The organism is bacterium (assembly GCA_036524115.1).
Taxonomy (GTDB): domain Bacteria; phylum JAUVQV01; class JAUVQV01; order JAUVQV01; family DATDCY01; genus DATDCY01.
Genome location: DATDCY010000206.1, coordinates 1 through 16,175 on the forward strand (window position 1 = coordinate 1; position 16,175 = coordinate 16,175).

The following is a 16,175-nucleotide window of genomic DNA, read 5'->3' on the forward strand; positions in this document are numbered from 1 at the left end:
CTCGACGAGGCGGCCGCCGCGCGGCTCGCCGGCGGCCTCGCGGGGCGCCCGGCGCGGGTGCGCGGCGTCGAGGAGAAGCGCTTCTCGTCCTCGCCGAAGCCCCCCTTCACGACCTCGACGCTGCAGCAGGAGGCGGGGCGCAAGCTGGGCATGACGGCCCGCCGCGCGATGGAGAGCGCGCAGCGGCTCTACGAGAACGGCTTCATCACCTACATGCGCACCGACAGCGTCAAGCTCTCGGACCAGGCCGTGTCCGCGGCCCGGGCGCTGGTGCAGTCGCGCTACGGCGGCGAGTACCTGCCGGAGCGCCCGCGCTCCTGGGAGGCGAAGTCGCGCAACGCGCAGGAGGCGCACGAGGCGATCCGGCCCGCCGGGGAGCGGTTCCGCGACCCGGACGAGGTCGAGCGGGAGATCGGCGGCGGCGACGCGCGCCTCTACGAGCTGATCTGGAAGCGCACGGTCGCCTCGCAGATGAAGGACGCGCTGCTCAAGTCCGTGGCGGCGACGTTCGACGCGGCCCTCGCGGGCGACGGCGCCGGCGTCGCGAAGGCGGCCGAGCTGGTGGCGCGCGGCAAGACCGTCCTCTTCGACGGCTTCCTGCGCGCCTACATCGAGGGCGCGGACGAGCCGGAGGCGGGCGCCGAGGGCGAGCGCGAGGCCACGCTCCCGCCGCTGGCGGCCGGCGACGTGGCGCAGGTGGCGGAGGCGCGCCCCGCCGGCCATCGCACGAAGCCGCCGGCGCGCTACACGGAGGCCGGCCTCGTGCAGAAGCTCGAGGAGCTGGGCATCGGGCGCCCCTCGACCTACGCGAGCATCATCGGCACCATCCTCGACCGCGAGTACGCCGTCAAGCGCGGGCCGGCGCTCGTGCCGACGCCGGTCGCCTTCGCGGTCGTGCAGCTCATGGAGCGGCTGGCGCCGACGCTCGTCGACTACTCCTTCACCGCCGAGATGGAGGACCGGCTCGACGCGATCGCCCTCGGCGGGCTGCAGCGGCAGGCTTTCCTCGACGAGTTCTACCGCGGCGACCGGCCGGGCCTGCACGCGATCGTCACCGAGCATGCCGCCGAGATCGACCCGAAACAGATCGGCACGATCGCGCTCGGCGAGCACGAGGGGCGCGCCATCGCGCTGCGCGTCGGGCGCTTCGGCCCGTATCTCGAGTGGGGGGAGCAGCGGGCGAGCGTCCCCGAGGGGCTCGCCCCCGACGAGATCACCGTCGCGAAGGCGCTCGAGCTGCTGGCCGCCGCCAGCCAGGGCGAGGAGCCCATCGGGCACGCCCCGGACGGGACCGCGGTGTACCTGCGCACCGGCCGCTTCGGCCCTTACGTGCAGCTCGGCGAGGACGACGGCGACAAGAAGCACAAGCCGAAGCGCGCATCGCTCTTCAAGTCGATGGACCCGCGCCGGGTGACCCTCGAGCAGGCGCTGCAGCTGCTCTCGCTGCCGCGCGAGCTGGGCGTGGCCGCGGACGGCGGGACCGTCGTGGCGCGCTCCGGCCGCTTCGGCCCCTACCTCGAGAAGACCGTCCCGGGTGCCGAGAAACCCAAGACACGCAGCCTCGCGAGCGAGGAGCAACTGCTCACCGTGACGCTCGCGGAGGCCGAGGCGCTGTTCGCGGTGCCCAAGCGCGGGCGGGGGCGCGGCGCGGCGCGCGAGCCCCTGCGCGAGCTGGGGACGGACCCGGTCAGCGGCGCGCCGGTCGTGGTGCGCGACGGGCGCTACGGCGTCTACGTGACGGACGGGACGACGAACGCGACGCTGCCCAAGGGCACGAGCGTCGAGGAACTGACGCTCGGCGAGGCCGCGCGCCTGCTGGCGGCGCGCCGCGAGGCCGCCCCGGCGAAGAAGCGGGCCGGCGGCCGGCGGCGCGCAAAATAGGCGGCCGCCCTACTTCGCCACGCCTTCGATCACCCGCTCCTGGCCCTTGACCTTGTAGGTGATCTTCACCGCGGTTCCCGGCACCAGCGCGTCGAGCGCGGCCTGCAGTTCCGTGGCGTCCTTCACGGGCTTGCCGTTGAGGGTGAGGAGCGGATCATCCTTGGACTGCTCCTGCGCCTGGGTGCCGCCGGCACCCATCTTCATGCCGCCTCAGCCGGACATCGCCCCCTGGACCGTCGCGACCGTGATCCCCGCCGCGGCGAGGCTCGCGATGCTGACCCCGGCGAGATACTTCTTCAGCTCCCGTCCCTCCATGGCGCCCCTCCTCGGTTGTGCCCGGCGATCGCCTGCCGATCGGTTGTGATCCATGGATAGGCCGGGTGCCCCGGCCTGTCAAGCGGAATGGCGGAGGAACGTCCCCGCGCGGTACTCGCGGAAGGCGGTCTCCAGCTCCTCCTGGGTGTTCATGACGATCGGGCCGTACCAGGCCACCGGCTCGCCGATCGGCTCGCCCGAGACGAGCAGGTAGCGGCAGCCCCGCGGGCCGGCCGCTGCGGCCACGGTTCCCTTCCCCTCGAACAGGACGAGCTGCCCGGCGTCGACGCGCCCGGAGCCGGCGAACGCCGCCTCCCCGTCCACCACGTAGGCGAAGCAGCGGTGGCGCGCCGGCACGACGTGGACGCAGGTGGCGCCCGGGGTGGCGACGGCGTCGAGGTAGGCGGCGTCGACGACGAGGTCGCGCACCGGGCCGTGCACGCCGCCGGCCTCGCCCGCGATGAGCCTGACGCTCACCCCGCGGGCCAGCTCGATGACCGGGATGTCCGCCGCGACCAGCCCGCGGTAGCGCGGCGCCATCATCTTGTGCTTCGCGGGGAGGTTGACCCAGAGCTGGAAGCCGCTGAGCACGCGATCGGGGGGCGCCTTGGGCATCTCCTGGTGGATGATGCCGCCGCCGGCGGTCATCCACTGCACGTCCCCCGGGCCGATCGTGCCGCCGTTGCCGAGGCTGTCGCCGTGCTCGACCAGCCCGCGGTCGAGGTACGTCACGGTCTCGATGCCGCGGTGCGGGTGCCACGGGAAGCCCGGGAGGTAGTCCGCGGGGTCCGCGCTGCCGAAGTCGTCGAGCAACAGGAAGGGGTCGAGCCGCGGCACCTGCTCGTTGCCGAAGACGCGGTGCAGGCTGACGCCCGCCCCCTCCAGCGTCGGCCGGCTCCGCCAGATGTCGGCCACGCTGCGCTTCGCGGTCACGGCTGCTGTCCTCCCTCCCCGCCCCGATGCGCGCGACGGACCTCGCGCGGCTACTTGAGGACCTGCCCGAGGAACATCCTGAGCTCCTCCCACGAGGCGCGGTCGGCCTCGGCGTTGTACGCGAGCGGCAGGTTGAACTTCTTGCCGTACTCGTCCGCGTCCGGGTTCGTGAAGCTGTGCTTCGCCCCCGGGTACGCGATGAAGGTCATGTCGGCCTTCGCGTCCGCCATCTCCTGCTTGAAGGCGGCGACCGCCTCCGGCGGCACGAAGGTGTCGTCGGCGCCGTGCATCACGAGGAGCCGCGCCTTGATCCCGCCGGGCGCCGCCTTGTAGACCGGGGCGAGGCTGCCGTGGAAGCTCGCGACCCCCTTGAGGTCCAGCCCGGCGCGAGCCATGTTCAGCACGACGCCGCCGCCCATGCAGTAGCCGATGGCGGCGATGCGCCCCGCGTCCGTCTGCGGCTGCGCCTTGAGGAACTCGAGCCCGGCGAGGAACCGCGCCTTGGTGGTCTCGGGGTCCTTCGTCAGCTCGCCCGCGAACTTGCCCGCGTCGTCGGGGTGCGCCGCGGTCTTCCCGTCGCCGAACATGTCCACGGCCAGCGCGGCGTAGCCGAGTTCCGCGAGCATCCGGGCGCGGCGGCGCGTGTAGTCGTTGAGCCCCCACCACTCGTGGACGACGAGCACGCCGGGGCGCTTGCCTTCCAGCGCGGAGTCGTACGCGAAGTACCCCCTGAGCGTGGTCGTCCCGGAGGCGTACTGCACCTCGCGCCCTTCGATGACGGCCGCGCGCGCGGTCATCGCGGACGCGACGGGCGCGACGACCGCCGCGACCAGCGCGAATACCAGCAGATGCCTCGTCGTCATGGCGTCCCTCCCGGCCCCGTGGCGGGACCACGTGAGAGGGGGCGGCGCCGCCGACCCCGGCGCCGCCCCGAGAGTGATCGTATCGCCCTACCGGCCCTGATCGTGGGGAACCGTCACCGTGGCCGTGTGCGTCGTGACGTTGCCGCTGGCGTCCTGCACCTCGTACGTGACGGTGTAGACCCGGCCGTCCCCGCCCCCGGCGCGCTCGGCCCGCACCTGGAACTCGCGGTCGTCGGTGCCGGCCGCGACGCCCTGGACATCGTTCACCGTGTTGCCGTCGCCCCGGCCGTTGTCCGGCTCGTCGCTGACGACGGAGACCAGCCGGACCGCCGGCGCCGCGTCGCAGGCGTCCCGCACGACGATCGTGGCCCGGATGGTCACCAGCCTGTGGTTCGGCGGCCAGAGCACCGCGGGCGAGAGCGTCACGGTGAACACCGGCGCCGTCGTGTCCCTGACCGTGACCTTCTGGCTGTCGCTGGCGCTGTTGTCGAAGTTGTCCACCGCGGTCCAGAGCACCGTCGTCATACCCAGCGGGAAGAGCGCCGGCGCGTCGTTCGTGACGGTCACCGCGTCGTCGCAGACGTCGCTGACCACCGGGGTGCCCAGGTCCACCGGCGTGCCCAGCGGCGAGGTGCACTCGGCGACCACATCGGGCGGCGCGTCGATCGACGGCGGCGTCGTGTCGACCACCGTCACCAGCTGCGCGTCCGTCCCGCTGTTGCCGCTGGCGTCCGTGCCGGTCCACGTCACCGTCGTCGTGCCGAACGGGAAGATGGCCGGGGCGTTGTTCGTCACCGCGGGCGCCGCGTCGCACAGGTCGGCCGCGACCGCGAGCCCGAGCAGCGGCGAAGCGCCGGCCGGCGAGGTGCACTCCACCGCGGGCAGATCGGGCGGCGCGGTGACCACGGGGGGCTTGGTGTCGGTCACGGAGAGCGGCCCCGAGAGCGCAAAGAAGACGTTGCCGAGCGCGTCGAGCCTGACTCGCGCCGCGGCCGTGAGCGAGGTCGGCACGGTGATGGACTCCGCGCCGTCGTTGGGGGTCGACGCGAGCAGCTCGCTGAAGGTCGCGCCCCCGTCGGCGGAGAACAGCGCGCGCACGTCCGCGGCGACGGAGCCGCCGCCGACCTGCCAGGCCAGCGGCGCGACATCGCCGCACTCGAGCGTGGCGCCGGACGCCGGCGCGGTCAGCAGGAAGGGCTCGCCGCTGACGGTGAGCGTGAGGCCGTCATGGTTCACGCCACCGCCGCCGGCGCGGTTGTCGCGGGCGGTGACCCGGAACGTCAGCGTCCGGTCGACCTCGGGCAGCCGCTCCCAGGGGCTCGGCGTGCCGGCGAGCAGATCGGCCAGCGCGGGGAAGGTCCGCGCCGGCGCCGGCACCGGCGGGCGCGAGCGGAAGAGCGGGCCGTCCGCCATGTTCGGCGGCGGCGTGGCGGCGCCGAGGTCGAACTGCTCCCAGCAGTAGCTGAGCGCGTCGCCGTCGGCATCGGTCGCCGTCGCGGTGAGCGTGAACGGCGTCGCGCGCGGGATCGTGAAGCCGGGCCCCGCGGCGACCAGCGGCGGGTTGTTGCCCGTCGGCGTCTCGACGCCGCAGGCCGCGCCCGCGCCGTCGCGGAAGGCGGTGATCTCGTCGAAGCTCGCGGTGTGGAAGTAGGCGTCGGCCTGCGCCTGCACGTCCTCGGCGCCGCAGCGGCCGGCCAGCCCCATGATCGTCGAGCCGCTGCCCGGCTCGTACGCGGTCGCGGCGTCGCGGCCCGTGGCGCCGCAGCCGTCCGTCGTGCCGTTGAAGGTGTGGTGCGCGCCCATCTGGTGGCCGACCACGTGCGAGAAGACGTCGACGTCGAAGGGGTCGCCGACGGGGTTCGGCAGCGCGGTCGCGCCGCGCGCCTTGAGACCGTCGGCGCAGGTCACCCCGATCCCGGCGAGGCCGGCGGCCGGGCCCGCCGTGACGATGTGCCCGATGTCGTAGTTGGCGGCCCCGACATTCGCGTCCAGCTCGGCCTGGTTCTGGCCCAGGAGGGCGTCGTCGACCACGCTGCCGGTCGGGAACGGGTCGGTCGCGGGGTCGGTGAAGATGCGCGTCGCGGCGATGACGAAGCGCACGGCGACCTCCGGCTCGTAGATGCCGGTGGCGCGGTTCACCGTCGTCACGATCTGCGCGGCGGCGTTGGCCTCGCCGCCGAAGAAGGTCGTGTACTCGCCCGTCGCCGTGATCGCCAGCCGGTAGGTCCGGAGGCGGTCACCCGAGGGGGCCGCGGGCACGATGGCGAGCGCGAGAGGCCCGCCGCCGTCCAGGGTGCCGCACGCGAACGGCCGCGGGGCCAGGCCCTGCTTGCGGACGCTGCGATAGGCGCGGCCGGCCGGGTCGACGAGGACCGTCCCGCTCCGCGAGATGATCTGCGCGTGGAAGCCCAGCGGCGTCACGTCGAGGCGCGCCGTGGCCGCCGGATCGTCGACGCCCTGGCCGCGGTAGGTCCTGATGGAGCGGTAGCGCTGCGCCAGCGCGGGCGAGAGGATCGGCGAGCGCTCGATGCGGAACCGGGCGAAGGCGCCGCCCGGCAGCGGCAGGCTCAGCACGGGCCGCCGCGCGCCCGCCACCGTCTCGGACGGAGCCGCGGCGAGGATGCGGTTGAGCGCCCGCGTGTCCAGCGAGAAGGCCCGTCCCCCGGGGACGCTGGCCGCCCCCGGCCGCAGCGTCCAGACGCCGTCGGGAGAGCGCTTCGCTGGCTTCGCCGCCTCAGCCGGGCCCGGCAGCGCCAGGCCCCCAAGGCAGACTGCGCCCAGCACGAGTGCGGGCACCACGTTGAACAGACATCTCCGGCGTTTCATGTCCGACTCCTCCTTGGTGGCTGCGCGCGTGAAAAGAAAGGCCCAATGCCTTGCCGCACGAACACGCTCTCCCTCGACGACGTCCCTGGACCGTGACCGGTGACTAGAGGGAAGGTAAGAATGCCCGCCGGGACTGTCAAGTGAGGGTGATCACCCCATCCGGGGGATCCGGCCCGCCCGCGCGGACCCCGTCAGCGCCGCAGCGTCCAGGTCGGCTTCACGTCGTCGCGGCAGCGCAGCTCCAGCACCCTGCCGGTGGCCGGATCGACGTCCGCGCTGATCGGTGCCGCGGCCACGCGCAGGGTGTGGAACTGCAGGCGACGCACGCCCCCCGCCTCCTCGCTCTTCTCCGGGGCGCCGAGGGCCCGGACGAGGTCGGCCTCCGAGGCCCCGGGGGCGATCTTCGGGCAGGCCTTCAGGTTGCGGTGCCCGAAGGGGTCCTCCGCGCGCAGCGACCGGTCGTACCAGAAGGTCCAGCCCCAGAGCGCCAGGCAGATGACGATCGCCGCAAACGCGAAGTACTTCACGGGCGCTCCTCGGGCTCTGAACTCATCACCGCGGCATCAGCGCGAACACACCCCAGCCCAGGTATTCACGCGTGTAAGCGGCGTGGCGTTCGGGCTCCGAGGTCAGTTGGGCCCGAACATCTTTCGCCAACTCGTCGTCGGGATTGGCTTCAAGCCATCGGCGCATGGTGAGCCATTTTGCCGCCTCGTATCTGTCCCAGCCGTCCTGGTCAGCCAGAACCATTTCAACGACATCATAGCCAAGGCGGCCGAAAGACGCGAGAAGTTCTGGAAGCACGAGAAAGTCGCGGATTGAGTTGGCGCGGCACCCCTTGGCAACATCTTCCGTCGGCGGCAACTGCCTCCAGTAAGGCTCGCCTATGAGGATGATCCCTCCGGCGCGCAGGCTCCGCGCCAGAAGCTCGATAGTGCCGGCGACTCCCCCGGCGATCCAAGTGGCACCGACACAGGCCGCCACACCGGCCTTGTCGTCCGAGACGTAGCCGGCAGCATCACCATGGATGAACGTGACTTGATCGGCAACGCCGAGTTCCTCAGCGCGAAGTCTCGCTTGCTCGGTAAACAACTGGCTCATGTCGATGCCGATGCCGATGATTCCGTGATCGCGTGCCCAGGTACACAGCATCTCCCCCGAACCGCTGCCGAGATCGAGCACGCGGGTCCCCGCTTCCAGACGCAACGCCGCGCCGAGAGTGGCGAGCTTTTCTGGAGTGATCGGGTTGTGGATGCGGTGAGCACTCTCAGTGATGTTGAAGATCCGTGGAATGTCCATTGCAGACAATTTCCTCTCGAGGGGTGAACAGGCTCGGTCACCCGGCCTGGTCAGAATGTCTTCCGCACAGACCGTGACAGACCGGACCGTCGGCCAGAACGCCTGGTTGGCGTCTATGACTACGCCGCCTCCACCTATCGCACATGCCTAATGGTAACCCTTACAGGCTGCTGCGCCAGCACCAAGTCCAGCCTTCTGAGTCCACTCTTCTTCCGTGACCTCGCGAATACTCATGTTGTACATCAGCGTTCCGGCCCAGTCCCTCTGAAGGATTACGAAGTAGTTGGACCTGCCCTCCACCGTTTGGAACTTTATCTCCGGCTTGTTGAAGACGTTTGCTCGCCCAGGGCCCCCGTAGAAGACTCTTAGGGTATGTTGACCGGGACTCAGAGCCACGTCACTTGTCTTCCCACATTCGGAGAAACTGCCAACCTGCTTGCCGTCCGCCTCAGCGAAGATCGTAAAGAAGGTCGAGGGCACATTGCTGAGAACATGAATCCGAGTCTCTGCAACGAACCTTGAAAAGGCAAAGTGCTCGATGAAGTCCGGCTTCTCGGCACGAATTTCAGCGTCTTCCTGTCCTGGAGCATATTCTTCGGACCAACAGATGTTGAACTCGTATTCTCTGGCCTCAGGATGCAAGCACACGTAGCACTGGCCTTCATGGACCACGTAGGGTACGTCTCTTGGACGCTTCATCGCTGTGTCCTTGTACTTGTACTGGTAGCGAACGCAGTACTCCCCATATCTGGGATTCAGGTCTGCCTCTTTCGAAACAACCTCGTAATACTTGGGACTTGCCTGAAAGTATGTGTTTCTGACGTAAGCCAGGTATTCCTCTGGCGTATTGAAAGCCTGTTTGGCCGGGTATCGATCCACCCCTGCGATCACTCTGTGTTTCAAAGAAGTAGCTCTCTTCTCGAAAGCCACCCAGTCATCCTTCAGCCGGATCGCGAACCACCCTGATCCTTGGGGCGGTGAGATGGAGAAGCCATTGAAGTTCCTTTGAGTGTCCTTGGTGACTGCGATCTTGGTGCCTGCGGCTGTTGTGGCGCACCCTGCCAGCGCGATGAAGATGACTGCGATGGCCTTCACTCCTTCCATCGCTCTCTCCTCCTGTCACCGAACGTAGCGCTTAGCCGCGGGACGGGCTGGCGCGGGCTGTGCCCCGCGCAGACCGTGACAGACCGGACCGCCGGCTACAACGCCTGGCTAGCCGAGCTCTTCGATCCGTATGCCTTTCCCTTTGGCGATGCTCTCCCGGGCCTGCTGAATTCGAGACAGGAACCGAGGATCGTTCTCCAGGCGGTAATCGAACCAATCGTCCTCGGATTCGAACCCGATGAGAACCCCAGCCGGCTTGCCGTGCCTGGTAATGACGACCTCTTCCTTTTCCGCGACACGGAGGTAACGAGAGAGATCGTCCTTCACTTCTGACAATGCGACCTTCTTCATTGTGGTTCACCTGCCTTCTTGAGCCATTGATCTGACTTGCCCTTCTGGACGATTCCGAGGACTTCGACGGTGGCCTCAGACACGTCGTAGTAGATACGGATCTCTCCGACCCTGAGCCTGTACTGCGGACGGGAGACCCCCTTCAGCCTCTTGATCCGGCTCCTACTGGTCTTGGTTGGTTCATGTCTGAGATGCAGCTCTATCGTATCCCGAACCTCAGCACGCAAACGCGCCGTGAGTGCCTTGTATGTCGCCGCTGCCTCTGGCCCGAATACGACCTCATATCGCATTGCAGCTGGAATATAGCCAGACTCTGGCCATTGTCAAGTTGTTCTCTATTCAGGCTAACGTAGCATTTGCCGCGGGCGCGCTTGCCGGCCCGCCTTTGCCTGTGCTTTGCCACCAGCATCGCCATCGTAGGGCCGATATGCAAGCGTGATCCATCGGCACGCCGTGGTCACAACCCAGGAGTTTAGTTCTTCCTTCGTGCGACAGACATTGAGTCGTCGTACCATCTTTTCAGCACATTGAGGAGGGGACGTGAGCAACTGACATCCCATTGAACCGAGAAGACTGACCGACTCAGCGGTCTTGATGCCGCAGGCCGCAGCCGCCTCCCCCACGTTGTCTGTAACTCGCCATGTACCGATCTTTCGCACACTTGTCAGCATGAACTCATGCTGTTTGGCCTTCAAGGAATCTCGTGTTGAGGTCGACAGGTAGACAATCGACAGATTGGAGATATCGGTCGGCTTGTACTGAAGGATCTCCGAATCAGGAATGCTGGCAGCAGTTGGAAATCGTCCTGTGTGTGAATCTATGTCAACCGAGCGATAGGAGAGCGAAGCACAGGAAACACAGGACAGCGAAATGCCGACCGCTGCGACGAGTCTCAGTTTCATGTGCGGAATCCTCCTCGTTTCATCTCGCGTGACTGACTGTACCTGTATTGTTGGCAAGTGTGGGGATAAGCGAAGCCGCTGTAATGATGACCGCCAAAGGAAGACACATCGACCTTAGCTTTCCTGGTCTTTCCCTCTCACAGGGCCTAAGTGCAAGCGTGATCCGTCAGCTACAACGCCCGGTCTTGCAGTCTTGTCAGTTGTTCTTTTCCTCGATCCGATATCTTCCTTTCGGGTAGATGTCTTGGATCGTTCTCCGCAGTTCTTCAACGGAACCGCCTCTCCCATACTGCAACACAATTTCCATGTTCCCAATGCCGAAGCCGGAACTTCGTACCGCCGCCAATTGCCTTGTGACGATCTCGTCGCTGATCCTATTCAGAACCTCCTGTGACTCCTGCCCACCGATATCATCGCCTGGCAGATCGAACACAACACGTACAGTCTTGAACGACAGGTCGCCTTCCAACGCGCTTCCGGTCTTCGAGGGCTTTCCCGAACATGCAACAAGCAAGACGAACCCTGTCACCATCAGACTGGCATTGATTCCGCTGTTCATCTCTTTTGCTAACGTAGCGGTTAGCCGCGGGCGCGCTTGCGGGCGCCTTGGAACCGGCCTTTGTATCCGCCCATTGAACGGTAGCCCTCTTGCAAGAGTGATCGGTCAGCTACAACGCCTGGTTGGGCAGTCTATTCTTTTTCCGGGTGTTCTCCCAATATTGCACGGCCCGCGAGGCTCCACATCTTGAGTGGTTGCAGACCATCCTTGGATTCCTCGCTTGGATATTCTGAATGCTGTCGGAGAAGAAGGACATCTATCAACCAGGATATGAGTCCGGCATCCATCTTGTTGCTTGTTTCTGTGTATTGTTCTGGATCCCGATTTATATCTGCCTCGACCATGCTCCAGTTCGTGCCGGTATCAGCAAACCGTACGACATAGACGCAGAAGCCGGTCCAACTACGGTGAAAGAACAGAGTGTTGTTGTGCCAATAGACAAACCACTTGTCTTCCATTTGCTCAGGAATCACACCTTTCCGGATCTTCTTCATCTCCTGTGAGGTGAACGTCCGGCCGAGCGTAACGGTCACTCGTGCAGATGGAAGTTCAACGGTATTCCAATCTGACTTCTTGGCGCTTTTCATATTCTCTGCCCAACAGTTGCTTAGGTGGTTACGGCCCAACCCATCCGCACCCGTTGCGGCGTTGCATGGGAATTCAGGTGATAGGCCGCAACGGCAATGTCCGGTCGTGCCCGCGACCGCCCCGAACGGGATGGATCGCGACGGATTTCTCCCGTCGGGACCGCAGCCGCGATCTTCAGTCGGGGTGGCGGCAGGCAGGCACGGCGGTTCCGAAGCGAGCATCCGCGTCCACACCGCGACGCCATCACTGTCTCCCGGTTCCCCGCCCCAGCGCGCCCACGGAACGAGGCGCGCAGACGCGGGGATCGTAGCTCTGGACGAGGCAACCCGCAAGCGGTAGCATTCCCGCCCATGGGTTTCACGCGCAGCGCGACAGGGGCCGACGCCGCACGCGCGCGGGGCGTGCGGGTCGTGCTCTGGGCGATCCTCGGGCTGAACCTCGCCGTCGCCGCCGCGAAGTACTTCTACGGCGTCGCGACCGCGTCGATCTCGATGCAGGCCGACGGCTTCCACTCGCTCTTCGACGGCACCTCCAACATCGTCGGCCTCATCGGGCTCGCCGTGGCTGTGCGCCCGCCCGACCGCGACCACCCGTACGGCCACGCCAAGTACGAGACCTACGCCGCCGCGATCATCGGCGCGATGCTGCTGCTCGCATCCTGGAAGGTCGGCTCGGCGGCGTGGCAGCGGCTCAGCGACGGCGGCGAGCCGCCCCGCGTGGACGCCGGCTCCTTCATCGTGATGATCGTGACGCTCGGCGTGAACATCGGTGTCGCAACGTGGGAGCGCCGGATGGGCCGCAAGTTGCGCAGCGAGCTGCTCGTCGCGGACGCCAGCCACACGGCCAGCGACATCCTCGTGAGCGTCGGCGTCCTCGTCGGACTGGTGGCGGTGCGGCTCGGCTGGCCGCTCGCGGACCCGCTGCTCGCCCTGCTGGTCGCCGGGGCGATCCTCTGGACCGCGGGGCAGGTGCTGCGCCAGGCGGACCGCTCGCTCTCGGACACCGCGCGCCTGCCGACCCCCGACGTCTGTGCGGTGGCGCTCGGCGTGCCCGGCGTGCTCGGCTGCCACTCGATCCGCACGCGCGGCGCGGAGGCTGCGGTCTACGTCGATTTACACATCCAGGTCGACCCGGCCGCGACCGTGGGCGAGGGGCACCGCGTGGCCGAGGCGGTCGAGCGCGCGATCTGCGACCGCTTCCCGGAGGTCGCGGACGTCCTGGCGCACCTCGAGCCGTACGACGCCTACCAGGCAGGCAAGACCAAGGCGGAGAACGTCGCGGGAGCCCTGTCCTAGGGCCTGGATCAGACCGGGGACGCCGGCCGCCGCCCGCTTCGCGCAGCGGGCCTTGCGCTCACGCGCTGGCGCCGATGCGCTCGCGGATGGCGCTGACCTGGGCGCGGCAGCTCTCGAACTCGTCGAGGTCGACGCGGATCTTCGCCTGGACGGCGAGCGCACGCTCCAGGTCCTCGAGCCGGCAGTGGCCGAGCGCGAGGATCGCCTCGCCGAACTTCATCCCGGGATGGCGCCGCTGGTAGGCGAGCGCGTCGGCCATGCGCTCGCGGTCGATGGTCCCGTCACGCACCAGCAGGAAGCCGAGCTTCGTCGCCTCGCGGAACTCCGCCCGCTTGCGGTGGAAGGACTCGAGGAACGCGCGCGCCGGCAGTCCGTCGATCCTCGTCCCCTCGCGGAGGAGGCCCGCGTCGTCCAGGGCGTTGGCGAGCAGCTCCTGACCCGTGGCCCCGAACGGGTTGAACCGCTCCGTGTCGATCCCCGCGACGTCCATGGCGCCCCCTCTACTTCTCCGCCTCGAGCGCCGCGATCTTGCGGTTGAGGCGTTCGATGAGCTGGTCGAAGGTCTCCTTCGCCAGCAGCTGGGTGAACTGCTTGCGGTAGTTGCGGACCGTGTCGACCTCGTCGACGACGTAGTTGACGATGACCCACTGCGAGCCGCGCAGCGCCATGTGGTAGTCGAGCGGGATCCGGTCGTCCTTGTAGTGGGCCAGCGTGTGCACGGTGGCCGTGGCGCCCTTGATCTCCTCGCCCAGGTACTCGAAGCGGTCGGCGCGGTAGCGGCCGAGCTTCTTGATCGAGGTGATGCGCAGCAGCCGCGTGAAGGTGTCTTTGAAGAGCGTGCACTGCGCCGGGGTGAGCTTCGGGCAGAAGGAGTCGATGGCGGCGGCGGAGATCGCCGCGTAGTCCGTGACGCCGTCGATGAGCGCGAACAGCTGCTTCTCGACCGCGGCGTCGACCACCGGATGGGCCTTGAAGATCGCGAGCACCGCCTCGTTGGAGGCCCGCACTGCCTCCAGCGGGACGGGCACGGCTCCGGCCGGCGCCGCGGCGGCCAGCAACGCGATCGCGAGCGGCGCGACGAGCCTACAGAGAGACCTTCCCACGTTCCACCCACCCCAGGTAGAGGTTCACGTCCCCGAGGACGAAGCTCAGGCGCGCGATCGCCAGGTTCAGCGCCAGCTCGCGCTGCGGCTCCTCGGCCCGCAGCTCGTAGTACTTCTCGTAGGAGTCGAGCACCTTCGAGACCTCCTCCAGGCCCGTCTCCCAGGTGTCGAGCACCAGGCGCAGCCGGCTCTTGGCGGCCTTGAGCGCCGAGCGGGCCGACTCCAGGAGCGCGCGCTCGCGCACCGTGGCGCGCAGCGCCTGGCGCACGTCGACGCCGACCTTCGAGCGCAGTGCGGCGAGCCGCTCCGCCACCGCCCGCCGCTCGTCGAGGGCGGCGCTGACGTCGATGTTCGCGCGGTGGAGGTTGGCGTCCCAGGTGACGCCGATCGCGGCGCCGATCCGCGAGAAGTTGAAGTCGTCCTGCACCCAGGGGTTGTCCTGCTCGTCGCGGTTGCCCGCGTGCGCCGTCCCGGCCTCGGCCGCCAGGAAGACCACCGGGCTGCGGCTCTTGCGCTGCAGCTCGACGTTCGCGGCCACGGCGCGCTCGGCCGCGGCGAGCGCCCGCACCTCCGGGTGCCGCTCGACCGCCCGCGCCACGGCGCCGGGGAACGCGGCCTCGTCGATCTCGACCAGCGGCGACGGCTCGCCGATCGGCTCCGGCTCGTCCGCGTCCGGCAGCGCCAGCATCGCCCGCAGCGCGTCGGCGGCCAGGCGGCGCACCTCGAGCGCCCCGAGGTGCGCCCGGTCGATGCCGAACGCCTGCGTGCGGACCTCGAACAGGTCGGCGTCGTCGACGCCCGAGGACGCGTCGTTCAGGCGCTTCTCGACCTCGCTCTGCAGCTGGTCGAAGTCGCGGCGCATGTCCTCGGCGACCTCCCCGGTCCGGTTGGCCGCGGCGAGCGTCGCGTACGCCTTCGCGGCGTCGAAGGACACGTTCTCGCGGGTCAGCGCCCGGCGCGCCTCCTCGGTCGCCACGCCCTGGCGCGCCAGCGTCTCGAGCGCGTCGAGCTTGCCGAAGGTCCACAGCGGCTGGGCGAGCGTCAGCTCGAGGCGGTAGTAGGGACCGAGCCCCGCCAGCGAGTCCCGGGTGTCCGGGGAGGAGACCACGTTCCCGCGCGCTTCCGGGACGAGGCCGGTGCGCAGGCTGACTTCCGCCTTCGGGAGGATCCGCTGCGACTGCGCCTTGCGGACGCTCTCGCCGGCCTTCGCCACGTCCGCGTCGCCCGCCTTCAGCAGGTGGCTCTCGGCGACCGCGCGCTCCACGGTCGCGCGCAGGCCGAGGCGCACCGTCTCGGCGCCGGCGTCGGGGACCGCGACGGCCCCGGCCAGCGCCAGCGGGACGAGGACCGCGATCGCGCTGCGGAGATTCATAGCCATCCGTGGCGACGATACCACAGCAGCGTGCCCGCCACACCCTCGGCAAGCCCGACCCGCGGACGGTACCCCAGCTCGGCGCGGATGCGGGCGTCATCGCAGACCCATCCCTCCTGCAGCCCCTCGCAGGCCTTGTGCCAGCCGAGAAGCACCGGCCGCCGCGAGATCGCCGCGGCCGCCTCGCCCGCGAGGCCGGCCAGCCGGAAGACGAACCCGGGGACGTGGAGGGCCCGGCCGCCGCCGCAGGCCGCGAGCAGGGCGTCGCCGAGCTCGGCCACCGTGTGCGCGCCGCCGGAGGCGTAGTAGACGCGGCCGTCCGCGGCGTCCGAGGCGCCGGCGAGCACGAGCGCCTCCACGAGGTCGTCGACGTGCACCAGCGAGATCTGCATGCAGCCGCCGCGTACGCGCGGGAAGAAGCCGCGCGCGGCCATCCGGAAGAGCGCGAGCGTCTGGCGATCGCCGGGCCCGTAGACCCAGGGCGGGCGGACCACCACGCGGCGCAGGCGGGCGCCTTCGCGGGCGAGCAGCTCCTCGCCGCGCAGCTTGCTCGCGCCGTAGGGGTTGATCGGCGCGGGGGCGTCCTCCTCCCGGGCGGGCGCGGCTGCCGTGCGGGGGCCCGCGACCGCGAGGCTGCTGACGTACACGAGCTTCGGCGGCGCGGACGAGGACGCCGCGGCCGCGGCCACCGCCGGCTTGACCGGCACCAGGCTTTCGGCGATTTCCATGGACACTCCGGATTGCCGGGCGATTTCGTTTAGCGATCCGGCAATGCCGCCGCGGG

General features: G+C 68.8%; 18 protein-coding genes. 2 read left to right on the forward strand and 16 right to left on the reverse strand.

The window, feature by feature from the left end; translation table 11 throughout:
• The coding region (locus tag VI078_09850) for a DNA topoisomerase (protein HEY5999585.1) at nucleotides 1–1,881 on the forward strand (1,881 nt) is incomplete at its 5' end.
• Nucleotides 1,882–1,890: 9 nt separating this feature from the next.
• On the opposite strand, the gene VI078_09855 is transcribed toward VI078_09850, so the two are convergent.
• The 12 genes from VI078_09855 to VI078_09910 form a co-directional block, all read right to left on the reverse strand.
• Complete coding sequence (locus VI078_09855) at nucleotides 1,891–2,085, reverse strand: hypothetical protein (protein ID HEY5999586.1); 195 nt, start codon at nucleotides 2,083–2,085, stop codon at nucleotides 1,891–1,893.
• A gap of 6 nt (nucleotides 2,086–2,091) precedes the next feature.
• Nucleotides 2,092–2,196, reverse strand: a complete 105-nt coding sequence (gene sbtA, locus VI078_09860; GenBank protein HEY5999587.1) for an SbtA family thio(seleno)oxazole RiPP natural product precursor — start codon at nucleotides 2,194–2,196, stop codon at nucleotides 2,092–2,094.
• Nucleotides 2,197–2,274: 78 nt separating this feature from the next.
• Nucleotides 2,275–3,129, reverse strand: a complete 855-nt coding sequence (locus VI078_09865) for a pirin family protein (protein HEY5999588.1) — start codon at nucleotides 3,127–3,129, stop codon at nucleotides 2,275–2,277.
• Nucleotides 3,130–3,179: 50 nt separating this feature from the next.
• Nucleotides 3,180–3,926, reverse strand: coding sequence for a dienelactone hydrolase family protein (locus tag VI078_09870; protein ID HEY5999589.1), 747 nt, complete (start codon nucleotides 3,924–3,926; stop codon nucleotides 3,180–3,182).
• A 153-nt stretch (nucleotides 3,927–4,079) separates the two neighbouring features.
• Nucleotides 4,080–6,818 (reverse strand): zinc-dependent metalloprotease family protein, encoded by a 2,739-nt coding sequence (locus tag VI078_09875; GenBank protein HEY5999590.1) that lies wholly within the window; start codon nucleotides 6,816–6,818, stop codon nucleotides 4,080–4,082.
• Nucleotides 6,819–7,009: 191 nt separating this feature from the next.
• Entirely contained in the window at nucleotides 7,010–7,345 is a 336-nt protein-coding gene (locus tag VI078_09880) for a hypothetical protein (protein ID HEY5999591.1), read from the reverse strand.
• Between the two features lie 25 nt (nucleotides 7,346–7,370).
• A complete protein-coding gene (locus VI078_09885) occupies nucleotides 7,371–8,117 on the reverse strand; it encodes a class I SAM-dependent methyltransferase (GenBank protein HEY5999592.1) in 747 nt (248 codons plus the stop codon).
• Between the two features lie 147 nt (nucleotides 8,118–8,264).
• On the reverse strand, nucleotides 8,265–9,221 hold the full coding sequence (locus VI078_09890) for a hypothetical protein (protein HEY5999593.1): 957 nt from the start codon (nucleotides 9,219–9,221) through the stop codon (nucleotides 8,265–8,267).
• A gap of 108 nt (nucleotides 9,222–9,329) precedes the next feature.
• A complete protein-coding gene (locus VI078_09895) occupies nucleotides 9,330–9,572 on the reverse strand; it encodes a type II toxin-antitoxin system Phd/YefM family antitoxin (protein ID HEY5999594.1) in 243 nt (80 codons plus the stop codon).
• Nucleotides 9,573–9,916: 344 nt separating this feature from the next.
• Nucleotides 9,917–10,474, reverse strand: a complete 558-nt coding sequence (locus VI078_09900) for a hypothetical protein (protein ID HEY5999595.1) — start codon at nucleotides 10,472–10,474, stop codon at nucleotides 9,917–9,919.
• A 196-nt stretch (nucleotides 10,475–10,670) separates the two neighbouring features.
• Nucleotides 10,671–11,033, reverse strand: coding sequence for a hypothetical protein (locus VI078_09905; GenBank protein HEY5999596.1), 363 nt, complete (start codon nucleotides 11,031–11,033; stop codon nucleotides 10,671–10,673).
• 131 nt (nucleotides 11,034–11,164) lie between these two features.
• Nucleotides 11,165–11,620 (reverse strand): hypothetical protein, encoded by a 456-nt coding sequence (locus tag VI078_09910; protein HEY5999597.1) that lies wholly within the window; start codon nucleotides 11,618–11,620, stop codon nucleotides 11,165–11,167.
• 351 nt (nucleotides 11,621–11,971) lie between these two features.
• Here VI078_09910 and VI078_09915 point away from each other — a divergent pair, with 351 nt between their 5' ends.
• Entirely contained in the window at nucleotides 11,972–12,916 is a 945-nt protein-coding gene (locus VI078_09915; GenBank protein ID HEY5999598.1) for a cation diffusion facilitator family transporter, read from the forward strand.
• A gap of 58 nt (nucleotides 12,917–12,974) precedes the next feature.
• On the opposite strand, the gene VI078_09920 is transcribed toward VI078_09915, so the two are convergent.
• From VI078_09920 to VI078_09935, 4 genes are read right to left on the reverse strand one after another with little or no spacing between them, the layout of a single operon-like run.
• Nucleotides 12,975–13,406, reverse strand: a complete 432-nt coding sequence (locus VI078_09920; GenBank protein ID HEY5999599.1) for a hypothetical protein — start codon at nucleotides 13,404–13,406, stop codon at nucleotides 12,975–12,977.
• A 10-nt stretch (nucleotides 13,407–13,416) separates the two neighbouring features.
• The gene (locus VI078_09925) at nucleotides 13,417–14,019 is read right to left on the reverse strand and encodes an ABC transporter substrate-binding protein (protein ID HEY5999600.1); all 603 of its coding nucleotides are present in this window, start codon (nucleotides 14,017–14,019) and stop codon (nucleotides 13,417–13,419) included.
• Nucleotides 14,000–15,397: a TolC family protein gene (locus tag VI078_09930; GenBank protein ID HEY5999601.1), complete on the reverse strand. Its 1,398-nt coding sequence runs from the start codon at nucleotides 15,395–15,397 to the stop codon at nucleotides 14,000–14,002. The genes VI078_09925 and VI078_09930 overlap by 20 nt, the downstream gene beginning before the upstream one ends.
• Nucleotides 15,388–16,119 (reverse strand): NAD(P)-dependent oxidoreductase, encoded by a 732-nt coding sequence (locus VI078_09935; protein HEY5999602.1) that lies wholly within the window; start codon nucleotides 16,117–16,119, stop codon nucleotides 15,388–15,390. Before VI078_09935 ends, VI078_09930 begins: the two co-directional genes overlap by 10 nt.
• Nucleotides 16,120–16,175: the final 56 nt, after the last annotated feature.